Source organism: Streptosporangium sp. NPDC050284, assembly GCF_044459525.1.
Classification (GTDB): Bacteria; Actinomycetota; Actinomycetes; order Streptosporangiales; family Streptosporangiaceae; genus Streptosporangium.
Genome location: NZ_JBITIZ010000012.1, coordinates 127,732 through 144,316, shown reverse-complemented (window position 1 = coordinate 144,316; position 16,585 = coordinate 127,732). Strand labels below are relative to the sequence as shown.

The 16,585-nt window shown below is 69.4% G+C and carries 16 protein-coding genes; 7 read left to right on the top strand and 9 right to left on the bottom strand.

Features of this window, described 5'->3' with window-relative positions; all coding sequences use genetic code 11:
* Positions 1–408: 408 nt before the first annotated feature.
* Positions 409–2,121 (bottom strand): 2-isopropylmalate synthase, encoded by a 1,713-nt coding sequence (leuA, locus tag ACIBH4_RS26960; protein ID WP_362764004.1) that lies wholly within the window; start codon positions 2,119–2,121, stop codon positions 409–411.
* A gap of 321 nt (positions 2,122–2,442) precedes the next feature.
* Here leuA and ACIBH4_RS26955 point away from each other — a divergent pair, with 321 nt between their 5' ends.
* A complete protein-coding gene (locus ACIBH4_RS26955) occupies positions 2,443–2,688 on the top strand; it encodes a DUF2630 family protein (protein WP_362501512.1) in 246 nt (81 codons plus the stop codon).
* A gap of 97 nt (positions 2,689–2,785) precedes the next feature.
* On the opposite strand, the gene ACIBH4_RS26950 is transcribed toward ACIBH4_RS26955, so the two are convergent.
* The 7 genes from ACIBH4_RS26950 to urtA form a co-directional block, all read right to left on the bottom strand.
* Positions 2,786–3,928: a hypothetical protein gene (locus tag ACIBH4_RS26950; protein WP_362501510.1), complete on the bottom strand. Its 1,143-nt coding sequence runs from the start codon at positions 3,926–3,928 to the stop codon at positions 2,786–2,788.
* Positions 3,925–5,466 carry a transporter substrate-binding domain-containing protein gene (locus ACIBH4_RS26945; protein ID WP_362501508.1) on the bottom strand — a complete coding sequence of 514 codons (1,542 nt, stop codon included), beginning with the start codon at positions 5,464–5,466 and terminating at the stop codon, positions 3,925–3,927. Before ACIBH4_RS26945 ends, ACIBH4_RS26950 begins: the two co-directional genes overlap by 4 nt.
* Positions 5,467–5,593: 127 nt before the next feature.
* The gene (gene urtE / locus ACIBH4_RS26940; protein ID WP_350944538.1) at positions 5,594–6,283 is read right to left on the bottom strand and encodes an urea ABC transporter ATP-binding subunit UrtE; all 690 of its coding nucleotides are present in this window, start codon (positions 6,281–6,283) and stop codon (positions 5,594–5,596) included.
* Complete coding sequence (gene urtD, locus ACIBH4_RS26935; RefSeq protein WP_399173040.1) at positions 6,261–7,019, bottom strand: urea ABC transporter ATP-binding protein UrtD; 759 nt, start codon at positions 7,017–7,019, stop codon at positions 6,261–6,263. The genes urtE and urtD overlap by 23 nt, the downstream gene beginning before the upstream one ends.
* Entirely contained in the window at positions 7,016–8,122 is a 1,107-nt protein-coding gene (gene urtC / locus ACIBH4_RS26930; protein WP_362501506.1) for an urea ABC transporter permease subunit UrtC, read from the bottom strand. Before urtC ends, urtD begins: the two co-directional genes overlap by 4 nt.
* Complete coding sequence (gene urtB, locus ACIBH4_RS26925; RefSeq protein WP_362501504.1) at positions 8,119–8,985, bottom strand: urea ABC transporter permease subunit UrtB; 867 nt, start codon at positions 8,983–8,985, stop codon at positions 8,119–8,121. The genes urtC and urtB overlap by 4 nt, the downstream gene beginning before the upstream one ends.
* A 116-nt stretch (positions 8,986–9,101) precedes the next feature.
* On the bottom strand, positions 9,102–10,295 hold the full coding sequence (gene urtA, locus ACIBH4_RS26920; protein WP_362502217.1) for an urea ABC transporter substrate-binding protein: 1,194 nt from the start codon (positions 10,293–10,295) through the stop codon (positions 9,102–9,104).
* Positions 10,296–10,674: 379 nt separating this feature from the next.
* Between urtA and ACIBH4_RS26915 the strand changes: the two genes are divergently transcribed.
* The 6 genes from ACIBH4_RS26915 to ACIBH4_RS26890 all read left to right on the top strand — a co-directional run bounded on the left by ACIBH4_RS26915 (position 10,675) and on the right by ACIBH4_RS26890 (position 15,608).
* Complete coding sequence (locus tag ACIBH4_RS26915) at positions 10,675–10,977, top strand: urease subunit gamma (protein WP_350944544.1); 303 nt, start codon at positions 10,675–10,677, stop codon at positions 10,975–10,977.
* A 70-nt stretch (positions 10,978–11,047) separates the two neighbouring features.
* Entirely contained in the window at positions 11,048–11,374 is a 327-nt protein-coding gene (locus tag ACIBH4_RS26910) for an urease subunit beta (protein WP_362501366.1), read from the top strand.
* Positions 11,364–13,079, top strand: coding sequence for an urease subunit alpha (locus ACIBH4_RS26905; protein WP_362501364.1), 1,716 nt, complete (start codon positions 11,364–11,366; stop codon positions 13,077–13,079). The genes ACIBH4_RS26910 and ACIBH4_RS26905 overlap by 11 nt, the downstream gene beginning before the upstream one ends.
* A gap of 59 nt (positions 13,080–13,138) precedes the next feature.
* Positions 13,139–14,065, top strand: coding sequence for an urease accessory UreF family protein (locus tag ACIBH4_RS26900; protein ID WP_362501362.1), 927 nt, complete (start codon positions 13,139–13,141; stop codon positions 14,063–14,065).
* Between the two features lie 27 nt (positions 14,066–14,092).
* Positions 14,093–14,761 carry an urease accessory protein UreG gene (gene ureG, locus ACIBH4_RS26895; protein WP_350944549.1) on the top strand — a complete coding sequence of 223 codons (669 nt, stop codon included), beginning with the start codon at positions 14,093–14,095 and terminating at the stop codon, positions 14,759–14,761.
* Between the two features lie 109 nt (positions 14,762–14,870).
* On the top strand, positions 14,871–15,608 hold the full coding sequence (locus ACIBH4_RS26890; protein ID WP_362501360.1) for an urease accessory protein UreD: 738 nt from the start codon (positions 14,871–14,873) through the stop codon (positions 15,606–15,608).
* Positions 15,609–15,654: 46 nt separating this feature from the next.
* On the opposite strand, the gene era is transcribed toward ACIBH4_RS26890, so the two are convergent.
* Entirely contained in the window at positions 15,655–16,575 is a 921-nt protein-coding gene (gene era, locus ACIBH4_RS26885) for a GTPase Era (protein WP_362501358.1), read from the bottom strand.
* Positions 16,576–16,585 lie beyond the last annotated feature (10 nt).

The window sequence follows — 16,585 nt, the reverse complement described above, 5'->3', positions numbered from 1 at the left end:
GAGGGGAGCAAGTTGTACCCTGAGCTGCGAAGAGGCTACGTCGATAACGTGGGGATGTCTCGCAGCGACTCGCTCCGGAATGCCATAAATTCACCGGTCGGGGGCGCCTCCGGACGGGGCTGTTCAGGGCAAAGGCCCGCGAGCACATCCGTCGCACGGATTTGTATGAAAAAAGCCGGTTTTGAGGCAGTCGTCGCGGCTGCGGCATCCGCCACCGCCCATGCGACGGACGCCACGGCACCGCCTGCGCCCCTGAGGTCACGAGCGTCTCCGGCACCGGAAGGCGAGCGGAGACGACTCGACCGCGCCCGGGCGGATTTCGCGGTGGGCGCGGTCGGGTGAGCGACGTCGATGCCTTGTGGGCGCCTGTCGAACCTCCTACGGCAGATCGTGCCGTACGGTCCTTCGCTAGCGGCCGGCGCGGTTGACCGCGGAGATGACGGCCTTGAGCGAGGCGGTGGTGGTGTTGGAGTCGATGCCGACACCCCACAGTGTCCGGCCGGCGATCTCGCACTCGATGTAGGAGGCGGCCTTGGCGTCGGTCCCCGCGCTCATGGCGTGCTCGGCGTAGTCGAGGACGCGCACCTGGACGCCGACCCTCGCCAGGGCGTCGCAGAAGGCGGAGATGGGACCGTTGCCGACCCCCTCGACCTCGCGGATCTCACCGTCGAGGCGCAGGTCGGCGCTGATCGCGTCCTTGCCGTCACCCCTGGAGGTGGTGCGGTGGGCCAGCAGGCCCAGACGGCCCCACGGGCTGGCCGGGTTGGGCAGGTATTCGTCGGTGAAGACCTCCCACATCCGCGTGGCGTTCACCTCGCCGCCGACGGTGTCGGTGTGGGCCTGGACCGCGCGGGAGAACTCGATCTGCAGGCGGCGCGGCAGGTCCAGGTGGTGGTCGGCCTTCATGATGTAGGCGACGCCACCCTTGCCGGACTGGCTGTTGACCCGGATGACCGCCTCGTAGGTGCGGCCGATGTCCTTGGGGTCGATCGGCAGGTACGGGACCGCCCAGGTGAACTCCTCGACCGGGACGCCCGCGGCGGCCGCGTCACGCTCCAGGTGCTCGAAGCCCTTCTTGATGGCGTCCTGGTGGGAGCCGGAGAAGGCGGTGTAGACGAGCTCGCCGCCCCACGGGTGGCGCGGGTGGACGGGCAGCTGGGTGCAGTATTCGGTGACCCGGCGGATCTCATCGATGTCGGAGATGTCGACCTCGGGGTCGACGCCCTGCGAGAACAGGTTCATGCCCAGCGTGACCAGGCAGACGTTGCCGGTGCGCTCACCGTTGCCGAACAGGCAGCCCTCGATCCGGTCGGCCCCCGCCATGTAGCCCAGTTCGGCGGCGGCGACGGCGGTGCCGCGGTCGTTGTGAGGGTGCAGGGACAGCACGATCGAGTCGCGGTAGGCGAGATTGCGGTGCATCCACTCGATCTGGTCGGCGTAGACGTTGGGCGTGGCCATCTCGACGGTGGCGGGCAGGTTGATGATGACCTTGCGGTCGGGGGTGGGCTGCCAGACGTCGTTGACGGCGTCGCAGACCTCCACCGCGTACTCCAGCTCGGTGCCGGTGAAGGACTCGGGGGAGTACTGGAAGTAGATCTCCGTGTCGTCCATCTGGGCGGCGAGCTTCTTGCAGAGCTTGGCGCCCTCGACCGCGATCGCGGTGATGCCCTCGCGGTCCTGGCCGAAGACGACCCGCCGCTGGAGGGTGGAGGTGGAGTTGTACAGGTGGATGATCGCCTGCTTGGCCCCGCGCACCGACTCGAAGGTCCGCTCGATCAGCTCGGCCCTCGCCTGGGTGAGGACCTGGATCACCACGTCGTCGGGGATCAGGTCCTCTTCGATGATCTGCCGTACGAAGTCGAAGTCGGTCTGGGAGGCGGCGGGAAAGCCCACCTCGATCTCCTTGTACCCCATCTTCACCAGCAGCTCGAACATCTTGAGCTTGCGGTGGGAGTCCATGGGATCGATCAGTGCCTGGTTGCCGTCACGCAGGTCGACGGCGCACCACCGGGGGGCGCGGTCGATGACCTTGCCGGGCCAGGTGCGGTCGTCCAGCCGGATCGGCGCGAAGGACTCGTAGCGCGTGAAGGGCATGGGACTGGGTTGCTGCTGCGGATACATGCAAGGCTCCTCGACTGGAAAAACAATCGTGGCCGACGCGCATGGCTCGCTCCGCGACGAGGGAGCCGGCCTCTACAGGCCCTCGTCGCGGCAGCTAAGAAGCAGACCGCGCAGCATGCCTAGCACGTTAGCAGACGTCTCAGGATCCCCGTGCCTCGGTCTCACATGGCGGGACTTTAAGGATCTTCGCGGATCCCGTCCGCGTGGGAGGCGCCGCCCGCCATGCCCGCGACGGTCGCCACGAGAGGCCGCCCGATTCCCACGGTGTGACGATCCGCTGATCGGATACAGTCCAGAAGTACTCTGACAGGGGGAACGGCCATGAGGGACGGCGACATCCTCGCCCACATCAACGAGCTGATCGCCGAAGAGCGGGAGCTCCGGGCGAGACTGGGCTCGCACTCGATCTCCTCACACGAGGAGAACAACCGGATCATGCAGTTGGAGGAGGCTCTCGACCAGGCCTGGGACCTGCTCAGGCAGCGCCGGGCGCTCCGCGAGTTCGGCGAGGATCCCGACTCGGCGGGCCCCCGCCCGATCGACGAGGTCGAAGGCTACAGTCAGTGACCGTCCGTCCCGGAAGCCGTCACAGGGAGTGCGTCGGCCACCCCGCGAGCTGACCCGTCGCTCCCGCTCGCCCGCCGCTCCGGCCGCTCCGCCGCACTCACCCGGCGCGCGGCTCGGTCACGGACGGGGACTCGGCGGGAGTCGGAGACTTGGCGGGTATCGGAGACTTCTCCGTACTCGGAGACGGAGCCGGGGACGGATCCGGGGACCGGTCAGAGGACGGCGGGAGCGGGTCGGTCGCCTTCTCCGGACGGCCCTCACAGCGCGAGTCCGCCGAAGTCCGCTGCGAGGCCGGGGCGAGCCAGGAGATCACACTCTGTTCGACGTACCAGCCGTGCAGGTTCACCCACGTCCTGGGCACCTCGCCGGGATCGGGGCAGAGCACCTTGGACTGCAGCCTGTCGTTCTGGATGAACTCCACGGCACCGTCACGCTTGAGGACGGTGGTCATCTGGTCGTCGCTGGCGACCATGTAGCCCACGACCACCTCGGCGGGCCTCTTCGCGGTCGGACTCTCCACGCTGATCTGTATGGCGATCAACGGGAGGATCGGCGCCCTCATCACGACCACGCCGACCAGGAACGGCGTGAACACCGCCATCCCGATCGCGATGCCGTGGGTCAGCACCCTGGCCGGCGCCTCGGGCACGGGACCTGTCAGCAGCGCCGCGAACACCGGGGGAAGCGTGAGAAGGATCGCGGTCGCCACGTCCCGCGCGGTGAACGCCGAGACGATCGCCGGCCACAGCATGACGTACGACAGCACGGCGGCGATCACCGGCAGCGCGTAGCAGAACGTGGTCCGCAGCTCCTCGTGGTCCGGGAACCGTTCGCGCACGGTCAGCCCGAGCAGGGCGAGTGACATCATCGCGAGCGTCGGCAGGAAGCGCAGCTGCCAGGTGCACACGCCCATCGCGACGGCGAGGACCACGACCCAGCCGGGCAGCCGCTGGGCGCTGTGCACCAACCACGAGAAGCGGCCGGTGCTGATCCAGTAGAGGGTGCCGAGAAGCCTGCCCCCGACCACGACGACGGGCAGCACCCACACCGTGGTCAGCAGGACCGCGCTCAGCAGGCCCAGCGGGCTGATGGTCTGCACGAGCAGGAGCAGCGTCTGGGTGTCCTGCCTGCTGGCGTACCACAGCCGCATCACCAGCAGGACGATCGGGAAGACCGGCAGCAGCGTGAGGAACCACTCCTGGTTCCTCGGCGCGTCCCTCAACCGCGCGTTGGGCTTCAAGGCGCGGAGGGGCAATCCCGCACGGGGAGGGTCCGCTCCCAGGGCCAGCGGCGTACGTCCGGGGGAAGCGCGCACGGCTGCTGCGCCTGCGCCACGTCCACCCCCGGGTTGGCCGCCAGCAACGGCCGGATGTGCTTCTCGTACGCCTCCTCCCACATCTTGTTGCCCGGATCGGCGTAGGAGCGGTAGAGCGCGAGGTCGACCAGGGTGCGCAGCGCGCCGTTGGAACCCGCGTTGACCGCCCACATCTCCGTCTTCTCCAGCGCGATGTCGTGGTGGCGCAGCTTCCTTTCCGGCTGTGCGACGAACCCGGCCAGCAGGGCCGCGTCGGTCGTCACCGCCTCGGCCGCCCTGTCGCTCGGCACACCGTCCGCCAGACGGTCCACGCACTTGCTGATCAGGAGCTCGGCGATGGGGTCGACCTTGATCGCCTTCCTCAGCTCGGCCAGGGAGGTCGAGGTGCCGAGTGAGCAGACCTTCCTGCCCTCAAGCTGCCCCAGGGAGGCGACGTTGTCGTCGGGGTAGTCGGCCCTGGTCACCACCGACTGCTCGGTGTAGAGGTAGGGCGTGGAGAAACCGACGGAGGGGTCGGCCTTGCGTTCCGGCGTCACGCTGAAGGTCGCCACCACGAGGTCGACCTTGACGAACGTGCCGTCCGTGTCGCGGGCCTGCATACGCGCCCTGTCCTCGGTCTCGATGGCGAGGAAGTCGACCTGGTCGGGCCGGAACCCCAGATCCGCCGCGATCATGTAGGCGATGTCGATGTCGAAGCCGGTGAAACCGGTCCCGCCCGGCTCCCGCAGGGCGATGCCGGGGGTGTCCTCCTTCACCCCGATCAGAAGCCTGTCCTTGTTGAGGAGTCCAGCCTTCTCCCGCAGCTCGGCCTCGGTGGGAGGCCCGCTCACCCACGCGATGGACACCCCGACCACGACCGCGGCGAGGACCAGCGCGATCCAGGCGGCCAGCCTGAAACGGCGGAAACGGCGCCTGCGGGGCGGGCCCGGCGCTCCGGCCGGGACGATCGGCGGCCCGGACTGGAGGCCCTTGACGTCCGCGTCCTCGAATCGCGAAGCGCGATCGTAGCGGTCGTCGTACCGCCGCTCGCGTCCGTACCCGTCATCGTCCCAGCGGTCACGCGCATACCGGTCGTCAGGCCTCCGGCCGCGCTCATATCGTCCGCCGTCGCGCCGGTCACGTCCGTACCTGTCATCGTCCCAGCGGTCACGGTCATCGCGGTCATCAGGGGCACCGCCCCGCCGGTCACGCTCATACCGATCGTCGCCCCGCCGGTCACGGTCATAGCGGTCATCGCCCCGCTGGTCGCGTCCCTCGTCGCCTCGCGAGCCGGGGACGTCGGCGCCCGGCTCGCCGATCGTCGAGCCGGGCGGCGTCTCGCGCTCGCCGACGGCCGGGCCGCCGGTCTCCCCCGAGCCCGTGGCCGGGCCGCCGCTCTCCCCCGGGGAAGACCGGCCCTGCCTCTCGGGAGGTGAGGGAGCCCCCTCCGGGCCCGTCTCCCCGTCCGCAGGTTCCTTCGCCATGACACCCCCGGACTCCGCTTTTCTGGGCAGATTATGTCGTCGTCACCCGCCGCGGGAGGCCCTTCATCAAGAAGTGATCAAATGGGCCCTTCTTCATATTGGAAGTCCGATTCGGATTTTCTGAGGATCAGACGGCGAGAAGGCGGTGAATTCCCTCCCCGCGCAGTTCCTCGGCCGCCCCCGAGTGGACGACGTGCCCGGCGTCGAGAATGAGGAAACGGTCGGCGAGGCGGAGCGCCAGATCCAGATACTGCTCGACCAGCAGAACCGACAGTCCCGTGGCGTGCAGCCGCTCGATCGCCTCCTCGATCTCGATGACGATCGACGGCTGGATGCCCTCGGTGGGCTCGTCGAGGATGAGCAGCTTGGGACGGGTGACCAGGGCGCGGGCGATGGCGAGCTGCTGCTGCTGCCCGCCGGACAGGAATCCGGCGCGCCGCTTGAGCAGCGGCTTCAGACGCGGGAAGGTCTCCAGCGCCTCCTCCAGCGCCTCCTGCGGCCCCTTGGCGGCCTCCAGCGTGACCTGCAGGTTGCCGAGCACGCTGAGCTGCGGGAACGTCTCGTGACCCTGGGGGACGTACGCCATGCCGAGCCGGACCCGCTCGTGCGGCGGCATGCGGGTCACGTCGCGGCCCTCGAAGGTGACCGATCCCGCGGTGGCGGGCAGCACGCCCATCACCGTGTTGAGCAGGGTGGTCTTGCCGACCCCGTTGCGGCCCATCACGCACATCAGCTGCCCCGGCTCCACCTCCAGGGAGACTCCGAACAGCACCCGGGCCCTGCCGTACCCGGCGTCAAGTTCCTGTACCGACAGCATCGCTGCGCTTCCTTCCGATATAGACCTCCTGCACGCGCGGATCGTCGCGAACCTCGTCGACCGACCCCTCGATCAGCACCTTGCCCTCGTGCAGGACGGTGACCTGCGAGGCGTACCTGCGCAGGAACTCCATGTCATGTTCGATCACGATCACCGTGTGGTCGTTCGCCACGGACGTGAGGAGCTCGCCGGTGCGCTCCCGCTCGTCCTTGGACATACCGGCCACCGGCTCGTCCAGCAGGAGCAGCTTGGGACTCTGGGTGAGCAGCATGCCGATCTCCAGCCACTGCCGCTGACCGTGGGAAAGCACCCCCGCGGGCCGGTCGGCCAGCTCCTTGAGGCCGGTGGTCTCCAGGGCCTCGGCGACGGCGTCCGAGATGCCCCGCCTGCGCCGGGTCAGCGACCAGAGCGGCCTGCGGAAGGACGCGGCCAGGTCGAGGTTCTCCAGGACGGTGAGCTCCTCGAAGACCACCGAGGTCTGGAAGGTCCGTCCGACACCGAGCCGTACGATCTTGTGTTCGCGCTGCCCGACCAGGCTTTGCCCGTCGAAGACGACCTCGCCGGTGGTCGGGCGGGTGAGGCCGGTGATGACGTCGATGAGCGTGGTCTTCCCCGCCCCGTTGGGGCCGATCAGGAAGCGCAGCTCCCCCTTCTCGACCGTGAGGTCGATGCCGTCGATGGCGCGGAAGCCGTCGAAGACCACCGACAGCCCGCGCACCTCGATCATCGGGCTCATCCGACCTCCTCCATGACTCTCACCCCGGGGGCGTCCGCGGGCGGCGGTTCGGGGTCCGTACGACGCCTCGACCTGCGAGCCCAGGCGTCGCGCGCCGACGCCGCCACGCCGAGGATCCCCTTGGGGGCCAGGGTCATGACGAGGATGAACAGCGCGCCCTGCAGGTAGAGCCAGCCGTCGGCGAACTGCTCGCTGAAGGACGTCTTGGCGTACCCCATCACGACCGCGCCGAGGATCGCCCCTGCCAGCGCGAACCTGCCGCCCACCGCGACCGCGACGACGAGTTCCAGGGAGGGGACCACACCCAGCAGGGCAGGCGAGATGATGCCGACCACGGGCACGAACAGGGCCCCCGCGAGCCCGGCCATGCCCGCTGAGAGCGCGAAGGTGACGGTCTTGATCCTGGCGGGGTCGTAGCCGAGGAACCTGACGCGGTCCTCGCCGTCCCTGATCGCGACGAGCAACCGTCCGAAGCGGCTTTTGACCAGCTGGCGGGCACCGAGATAGAGCAGTCCCGTGACGATCGCGACCGCGAAGTACAGCCCGCGCTGGGTGGAGTCGGCCGCCAGGTCCTGGCCGAACAGGTCGTAGAAGTTGGTCAGGCCGTTGGTGCCACCGGTCAGGCCCTGCTGACCGACGAGCAGGATGACGAACGCGGCGGCGAGCGCCTGGGTGAGGATCGCGAAGTAGGCACCGCGCACCCGCTGCCTGAACACCAGCAGGCCGAGCACCGTGGCGATCACCATCGGCCCGACGACGACCATGGCGAGCGCGAACACCGGGTTCGCGAACGGTTTCCACAGGGCGGGCAGCTGCTCGACCCCGCTCCACACCATGAAGTCGGGCAGGTCGCCCTGGGCGTCCACCAGTTTCAGGTGCATCGCCATGGCGTAGCCGCCGAGCCCGAAGAACACGCCCTGGCCCAGGGTGAGCATGCCGCCCTGCCCCCAGGCCAGGCCGATACCCAGGGCGATGATCGCGAAGCAGAGATACTTTGCCAGCAGGCCGAGACGGAAGGGCTCCAGCAGGAGCGGCGCGACCACGAGGGCGAGCACGGCCACCACCGCGAAGACCCCGGGCCCCCTGAGACGTTCGAGATTCATGTCAAAGCCCTCGATCGGAGTACGAACAGGCCCTGGGGCCGGAACTGGAGGAAGGCGATGATCGCGGCGAACACGATCACCTTCGCCAGGCTGGCGTCGCTCCAGAACTCGGCGTAGGAGTTGAGCAGGCCGAGGCCGGCGGCGGCGATGACGGCGCCGCGCAGCTGGCCGAGGCCTCCGGCGACGACCACGAGGAAGGCGTCGACGATGTAGTAGGTGCCGAGGGCGGGTCCGACGGGGCCGATGAGGGTGAGGGCCACCCCGGCGACCCCGGCCAGGCCGGAGCCGATGAAGAAGGTGCGCTGGTCCACGTGGGCGGTGTTGATGCCGCTGACCGCGGCCAGCTGCCGGTTCTGCATCACCGCCTGCATCCGCCGCCCCTGGCCGGTGCGGTTCATGTAGGCCCAGATGCCGACGACGGTGGCGAGGGCGAGGGCGAAGATGAACAGCCGGTTGTAGGGCAGGGACGCGATGCCGCCCTGCAGCCAGGTGGGTGCCTGCACCTGCACGTTGGGCGCCCCGAACAGGTCGCGGGCGAGCTGCTGCAGCACGAGGCTCACGCCCCAGGTGAGCAGCAGGGTGTCGAGCGGGCGGCCGTAGAAGTGACGGATCGCGGTCCGTTCGAGGATGAGCCCCATCAGCCCGGCGACCAGGAAGGCGACGGGCAGGGCGACGATCACGGCCATCCGGCCGGTGAGGTCCTGGAGCAGGTAGGCGGTGTACGCGCCCGCCATGATGAACTCGCCGTGGGCCATGTTGATCACGCCCATCTGGCCGAACGTGAACGTCAGGCCGAGGGCGATGAGGAGCAGTACCGCGCCGATGGACAGGCCGATCGGGAGCTGGTTGAGGAAGGCCTCCACCGAATCCCCTTCCTAGGAGTGTCTGGCTCCGGAGCGGGCCGTGCCGCATTGTGGGTGCGCCACGGTGCTGCCCGTGATCTGGTCACGGCCCGGTCCGGAGCCGGTCTGAGAGGGGGTCAGCCGTTGGCCAGGCCGCTCGCCCAGGGGTAACCCTTGAGGTAGGGGTCGGGCTTGATCGGTTCGCCGGAGTTCCAGACCTCCTTGATGAGACCGTCGGGCTGGATCACCCCGATCCTCGCCGTCTTGTACATGTGCTGGTTCTCGCCGTCGATGGTGACCAGACCCTCGGGACGCTCCAGGGCGATGCCCCCGGCGGCCTTCTTGACTGCTTCGACCTCGACGGTTCCGGCCTTCTTGGCGGCCTCGGCCCACAGGTAGACGGCGTTGTATCCGGCCTCCATCGGGTCGGAGGTCACCTTGTCCGCGCCGTACTTGGCCTTGAACGCGGCGACGAACTTCTCGTTCGCCGGGTTCTCCGTGGTCTGGTAGTAGTTCCAGGCGACGGGGTGGCCGGCGATGTTGTCGACGCCGATGCCCTTGACCTCCTCCTCGGCGACGCTCACCGACAGGACGGGCATCTTCTCGGCGGTGACCCCCGCGCTGTTGAGCTGCTTGAAGAAGGCGACGTTGCTGTCACCGTTGAGGGTGTTGAAGACCGCGTCCGGCTTCGCCTGGACGACCTTGTTGGTCAGCGTGCTGTACTCGGTGTGGCCGAGGGGGGTGTACTCCTCGCCGAGGATCTCCATTCCGTTCGCCGCCGCGTACGCCTTGATGATCTTGTTGGCGGTGCGGGGGAAGACGTAGTCGCTGCCGACCAGGAATATCTTCTTCTTGCCCTGTTCCTTGAGGTAGTCCAGGCCAGGGATGATCTGCTGGTTGGTGGTGGCGCCGGTGTAGAAGATGTAGGGCGAGCTCTCCAGGCCCTCGTACTGGACCGGGTACCACAGCAGGGCCTTGCTCCGCTCGAACACCGGCAGCATCGCCTTGCGGCTGGCGGAGGTCCATCCGCCGAAGGTGGTGGCGACCTTGTCCTGGCGGATGAGCTTGGTGGCCTTCTCCGCGAAGGTGGGCCAGTCGGACGCGCCGTCCTCCACCACGGGGATCAGCTTCTTGCCGAGTACGCCTCCGGCGGCGTTGATCTCCTCGATCGCGAGCAGTTCGGAGTCCCGCACGGTCACCTCGCTGATGGCCATGGTCCCGCTGAGCGAGTGCAGGATGCCGACCTTGATGCCGTCCTCACTACCACCGCCACCGGCACTGGCCGCGTTCTTGTCCGCAGGGGCTTCGCCTCCACATGCGGTCAGTGCCATGGCCAGCGCCACGGCGACGACTCCGGAGCGCCACACTGTGTTCCTCAATGACTTTCCTCCTTGCCGGTACGGCCCCCGCACCGAGCTATCTGCCGTCAAGGTGACTGAGTGAGGTTTCCCGACTAGTTCGCAGTTGTTAATTGCGCTTTACCGGGATTTCACCGCCGTGACAGGACGTGGCGGCGCGGACACCGCGCCATTTTTTATCCTGACAAATCGGCAAATTTCGTGATATCCACTTCGGAACACGTCGGTATACCCGCAGGAAAGGGGGCACCGAGGGCCGCTTCTCCCCCGTTCGTACGATCCGCACCACCTGGAAACCAGCACGACATCGACGTGCAACATCATGGAAACCGCCGGTTCCTATGGTCCGGGAATGCGGCTCACACCACACGAGCAGGAACGCCTGCTCATCCACGTCGCCGCCGGTGTCGCCCGCGACCGCAGGTCACGGGGCCTCCGGCTCAACCACCCCGAGGCCACCGCGATCATCGCGTCCTTCCTCATGGAGGGCGCCAGAGACGGGCGCACCGTCGCCGAGCTGATGGACGCGGGCCGCAAGGTGCTCTCCCGCGACGACGTCATGGAGGGGGTGCCCGAGATGCTGTCGTCGGTCCAGATCGAGGCCACCTTCCCCGACGGCACCAAGCTCGTCACCGTCCACCACCCGATCCCGTGAGCCCCGGCCGATCTCATGAGAGCCCACGACTTTCCGCCGGCCCCTCACATCCCAGGAACGGTGAGCGCCGATGACACCCGGTGAGATCCAGTACGGCGACGCGCCCGTCCCGCTCAACCCGGGCCGCGAGCGCGTCACCGTCCGCGTCGTCAACACCGCCGACCGGCCGATCCAGGTCGGCTCGCACTACCACTTCGCCGCCTGCAATCCCGGCCTGGAGTTCGACCGCGAGGCGGCCTGGGGCACCAGGCTCGACGTCCCCGCCGGCACGGCGGTGCGGTTCGAGCCCGGTGTGGAGCGCGACGTGACCCTCGTACCGATCGGCGGACTGCGGATCGTCCCCGGCCTCCGCCCCGAGTGGGCCGGACCTCTCGACGGGAGCCCCGGTGTTCATTGAACGATCGCGCTACGCCGCGCTCTACGGCCCCACCACCGGCGACCGGGTCAGGCTGGCCGACACCGACCTGTTCATCGAGGTCACCGAGGACCTGTCGATGGGCCCTTCGGGAGCGGGTGACGAGGCCGTCTTCGGCGGCGGCAAGGTCATCAGGGAGTCGATGGGCCAGGCCAGGACCACCAGGGCCGAGGGTTCGCCCGACCTGGTGATCACCGGCGCGGTGATCCTCGACCACTGGGGCGTGGTGAAGGCCGACATCGGGATCGGCGACGGCCGCATCGTCGCGATCGGCAAGGCGGGAAACCCCGACACCATGGACGGCGTCCACCCCGACCTGGTCATCGGCCCCTCGACCGAGATCCTCGCGGGCAACGGGAAGATCCTGACCGCCGGGGCGATCGACTCCCACGTCCACCTGATCTGCCCGCAGATCCTCGACGAGGCCCTCGCCGCGGGGGTGACCACCATCGTGGGCGGCGGCACGGGACCCGCCGAGGGCACCAAGGCCACCACCGTCACCGGCACCTGGTACCTCGCGCGGATGCTGGAGTCGCTCGACTCCTACCCGATCAACGTCGCGCTGCTCGGCAAGGGCAACACGGTCAGCCGCGAAGGGCTGCTCGAACAGCTACGCGCCGGGGCCTCGGGGTTCAAGCTGCACGAGGACTGGGGCACCACCCCCGCCGCGATCGACGCCTGCCTCTCGGTCGCCGACGACACCGGCACCCAGGTCACGATCCACACCGACACCCTCAACGAGGCCGGGTTCGTGGAGTCGACGCTCGCGGCGATCGGCGACCGGATGATCCACGCGTACCACACCGAGGGGGCGGGCGGCGGTCACGCGCCGGACATCATCCGGGTCGCCTCCTACGGCAACATCCTGCCGTCCTCGACGAACCCGACCCGCCCGCACACCGTCAACACGCTCGACGAGCACCTCGACATGCTGATGGTCTGCCACCACCTCAACCCGTCCATCCCCGAGGACCTGGCGTTCGCCGAGTCCCGGATCCGGCCGTCCACGATGGCGGCCGAGGACATCCTGCACGACATGGGCGCGATCTCGATGATCGGCTCGGACTCCCAGGCGATGGGCCGGGTGGGCGAGACGATCATCCGCACCTGGCAGACCGCGCACGTGATGAAGCGCCGCCGGGGCGCGCTTCCCGGTGACGGCCCCGCCGACAACCTCCGCGCCCGGCGCTACGTCGCCAAATACACGATCTGCCCGGCCGTGGCCCACGGCCTGGACGGCGAGGTCGGCTCGGTGGAGGTCGGCAAGCTGGCCGACCTCGTCCTGTGGGACCCGGCCTTCTTCGGCGTCAAACCGGACCTGGTGGTCAAGGGTGGTGTCATCGCGTACGCCCAGATGGGTGACGCCAACGCCTCCATCCCGACCCCGCAGCCGGTCATGCCGCGCCCGATGTTCGGCGCCGCCCCGCTCACCGCCGCCGCCACGTCGGTCCACTTCGTCGCCCCCCTCGCGATCGAGGACGGCCTCGCCGACCGGCTCGCCGTACGCAGGCGCCTGCTGCCTGTCGCCGACGTGCGTCGCAGAGGCAAGGAGAGCATGCCGCTCAACGACGCGATGCCCAGGATCGACGTCCATCCCGACACCTTCGCCGTCAGCGTCGACGGCGAGGTGATCGAACCCGCCCCCGCCGAGACCCTGCCCATGACCCAGCGCTATTTCCTGTTCTGACCAGTTCTTGATCGACCGCCCCGCTGTCCCGTCCAGCCGAAGGTGAGGCCCCGTAGCGCATGAACGCCGCGTTGCTGCTCCTGGCCGACTCCCGGTTGCCCGCCGGGGGTCACGGCCACTCCGGAGGCGCCGAGGAGGCGGTCAGGATCGGTGCGATCCACGACCTTCCCGGCCTCGCCGCCTTCCTGCGGGGCCGCCTCGCCACCGCGGGCCTCGTGACGGCCGCCCTCGCCGCCGCGGCCTGCGAGCTCGGCACGGCCCACTTCTCCGCGAGCCTCTCACCTCCGGCGGGCGGCCCTCCGGTAGAGGTTCCCACGCGGGCGGACGGCCTCCCCCAGACTGACGGCGCCGCTCTCGTGAACGGTCCGGCTCTCACGCCCGAGAACGGCCCCGCTCCCGCGAACGGCTCGTCTCCGGATCCGGAGACGAGCCGTTCGCTCTGGATACGGCTGGACGCGGAGGCCGACGCCAGGATCTCCTCGCCCGCCCAGCGGGAGGCGAGCCGCACGCAGGGCAGGCTGCTGCTGCGTACCTCGCGGAGAATCTGGCCCTCCCCGGTGCTCGACGCGCTGGCCGGGACTGTCACCTCGGGGGTCCATCACCCTCTCGCGCTCGGCGCGGTGGCGGCGGTGGCGGGCTGCTCCCCCGCCGAAGCCGCCCTCGCGGCGGCCTACACCTCCGTCACCGGACCCGCCACGGCGGCGGTACGGCTACTGGGACTCGACCCGGTGGCCGTCCACCGCCTGCTCGCCGAACTCGCTCCGGCCCTGGAAAGGGTCGCGGCCACCGTCCCCATCGGGCAGGCGTCGCGGTCCCGAGAGCCCGAGAAGCCCGGGAAGTCCGGAGAAACCGGAAAGTCCCGGGAGCCCGGGATGTCATGGGAGCCGTGGGAATCGTGGGAGTCACTGCCCGCGCACGCCGCCCCCGCGCTCGACCTGCTCGCCGAACAGCACATCCGCGCAGATCTGAGGCTCTTCGTCTCCTGACGACCATCTGGAAGGACGGTGACCCCCATGGGCGCCAACCACGACGACCACCACCACGCCGCCGACCCTCACGGACGAGCACTGCGTCTGGGCATCGGAGGCCCGGTCGGCAGCGGCAAGACCGCGCTGACCGCGGCCCTGTGCCGGACGCTCGGCCCCTCGATGCGCCTGGGTGTGGTGACCAACGACATCTACACCACCGAGGACGCCGACTTCCTGCGCAGAGCGGGCGTGCTCCATCCTGAGCGGATCGTCGCCGTCCAGACCGGATGCTGCCCGCACACCGCCATCCGCGACGACATCGCGGCCAACCTCGACGCGGTGGAGAGCCTGGAGGAGCGGTTCGGCCCGCTCGATCTGGTGATCGTGGAGAGCGGCGGGGACAACCTCACCGCCACCTTCAGCAGGGGCCTGGCCGACCGGCAGATCTTCGTCCTGGACGTGTCGGGCGGCGACAAGGTCCCGCGCAAGGGAGGCCCCGGCGTGACGACGGCCGACCTGCTCGTGGTCAACAAGACCGACCTGGCACCGATGGTCGGCGCGGACCTCACGGTGATGTCGCGCGACGCGGCGGCCGTACGGGAGGGCAGGCCCGTGCTGTTCACCTCGATCAGGGAGGACCCGAGCGCGCACGCGGTCTCGGAATGGGTCACCGGCCTGGTCTCGTCCTGGGCCCACGAACACTCCGGCGTCTGACCTCATGTCCGTCACCGACTCCGCTCCCGCGCCCGCCGACAACGCCACTGCGCCCGCACGGCCCGCACGATCCCTACGACCCGAGCCTGGGCGGGCCGGGCGGCGGTCGATGAGGGCACGGGCGGAGATCGTCACCCGGCGGGACTCCGGCGGCCGGACCGTCCTGGCCACCATGCGTTCTGGACCGCCGCTCACGGTGCGGGCGACCGCGCCCGGCCGGGTGCACCTGGTGTCCACCGCCGCGGGTCCGCTGGGCGGCGACGACCTCGCCCTCGGCATCGAGGTGGCACCGGGCACCGCGCTTGAGGTGCGGTCGGTCGCGAGCACGCTGGTGCTGCCCGGTTTCACGGGGGCCGAGTCGCTGATGACGATCACGGCCAGGGTCGGCGCGGGCGCCTCGCTGCGGTTCGCGCCGGAACCGACGGTGCTCGCGGCGGGTTGCCTGCACCGCATGGCCGTCCGGCTGGACCTGGCCGAGGACGCGCGGGTGTTCTGGCGCGAGGAGATCGTCTTCGGCCGGTACGGCGAGCGGCCCGGGCGTTGCCACTCGCGCTTCGACGCCGTTCTCGGCGGGGTGCCGCTGCTGCGGCAGGAGTTCGTGGTCGGCGACCCGGAGATAGACGGCAGCTCCGCCGTCTACGGTGACGCCCGCTGCGTGGGCAGCACCCTGATCACCGGACGGGCGCCGGAGACGGTGGTGGGGGACGGCTGGGCCGTCCTTCCGCTCGCCGGCCCGGCCACCCTGGTCTCCGCGCTGGGCCGCGACGCCGTCGAGCTGCGGCGGCGGCTCGGGCACGGCGAGGAGGCGAGCGCCCTCGAGGTGGCGGTGACGGGTCCCGGATCTTAGACGCCCAGGCCGCGGAGCCGCTTCGTGAAGCGCTTCGGTGTCGCCCTCAGTCGTAGAAGCCCAGGCGGCGGAGCTGCTTGGGGTCGCGCTGCCAGTCCTTGGCGACGCTGATGCGCAGGTCGAGGTAGACGCGGGTGCCGAGAAGCGCCTCGATCTGCCCGCGGGCACGGCTGCCGACGTCCTTGAGCCGGGCGCCCTTGTGCCCGATCACGATGGCCTTCTGCGACGGACGCTCGACGAACATGTGCGCGTAGATGTCGAGCAGGTCGTCGCGGCCCTCCCTGGGCATCATCTCGTCGACGACAACCGCGATCGAGTGCGGCAACTCGTCGCGTACGCCCTCCAGGGCCGCCTCGCGGATCAGCTCACCCACCAGCACCTGCTCGGGCTCATCGGTGAGCCGGCCTCCCTCGTACAGCGGCGGGCTCTGTGGGAGGCGCCGGACCAGCACGTCGGCGAGCACGTCGAGCTGCTCGCCCGACTGCGCGGAAACCGGGACGATGTCGTCGAAGTCGGCGAGCTGGGAGATCGCGAGCAGCTGCGCGGCAATCTGCTCGCGGGTCGCCAGGTCGCACTTGGTCACCACGGCGACCACCGGGGTCTTCTTGATGCCCGCGAGCTTCTCCGCGATGAACCGGTCGCCCTTGCCGATGGGGTCGTTGGCGGGCACGCAGAAGCCGATCACGTCGACCTCGGTGAGGGTGGAGAGCACCAGGCTGTCCAGCCGCTCGCCCAGGAGCGTGCGGGGCCGGTGCAGCCCGGGAGTGTCGACGATGATGAGCTGGGAGTCGGGGCGGTGCACGATGCCGCGGATGGCCCGGCGGGTCGTCTGGGGCTTGGAGGAGGTGATCGCCACCTTCGTGCCGACCAACGCGTTCATCAGCGTGGACTTGCCGACGTTGGGCCGGCCGACGAAGCAGGCGAAACCGGCATGGAAATCAGCAGCTGAGGAACTCACGTCAACCATTGTCCCCGAT

Coding starts and splice junctions, on each gene's coding strand:
- leuA (WP_362764004.1), bottom strand. CDS start 2,121: ATGTATCCGCAGCAGCAACCCAGTCCCATGCCCTTCACGCGCTACGAG.
- ACIBH4_RS26955 (WP_362501512.1), top strand. CDS start 2,443: ATGAGGGACGGCGACATCCTCGCCCACATCAACGAGCTGATCGCCGAA.
- ACIBH4_RS26945 (WP_362501508.1), bottom strand. CDS start 5,466: ATGGCGAAGGAACCTGCGGACGGGGAGACGGGCCCGGAGGGGGCTCCC.
- urtE (WP_350944538.1), bottom strand. CDS start 6,283: ATGCTGTCGGTACAGGAACTTGACGCCGGGTACGGCAGGGCCCGGGTG.
- urtD (WP_399173040.1), bottom strand. CDS start 7,019: ATGAGCCCGATGATCGAGGTGCGCGGGCTGTCGGTGGTCTTCGACGGC.
- urtC (WP_362501506.1), bottom strand. CDS start 8,122: ATGAATCTCGAACGTCTCAGGGGGCCCGGGGTCTTCGCGGTGGTGGCC.
- urtA (WP_362502217.1), bottom strand. CDS start 10,295: ATGGCACTGACCGCATGTGGAGGCGAAGCCCCTGCGGACAAGAACGCG.
- ACIBH4_RS26915 (WP_350944544.1), top strand. CDS start 10,675: ATGCGGCTCACACCACACGAGCAGGAACGCCTGCTCATCCACGTCGCC.
- ACIBH4_RS26910 (WP_362501366.1), top strand. CDS start 11,048: ATGACACCCGGTGAGATCCAGTACGGCGACGCGCCCGTCCCGCTCAAC.
- ACIBH4_RS26900 (WP_362501362.1), top strand. CDS start 13,139: ATGAACGCCGCGTTGCTGCTCCTGGCCGACTCCCGGTTGCCCGCCGGG.
- ureG (WP_350944549.1), top strand. CDS start 14,093: ATGGGCGCCAACCACGACGACCACCACCACGCCGCCGACCCTCACGGA.
- ACIBH4_RS26890 (WP_362501360.1), top strand. CDS start 14,871: ATGAGGGCACGGGCGGAGATCGTCACCCGGCGGGACTCCGGCGGCCGG.
- era (WP_362501358.1), bottom strand. CDS start 16,575: ATGGTTGACGTGAGTTCCTCAGCTGCTGATTTCCATGCCGGTTTCGCC.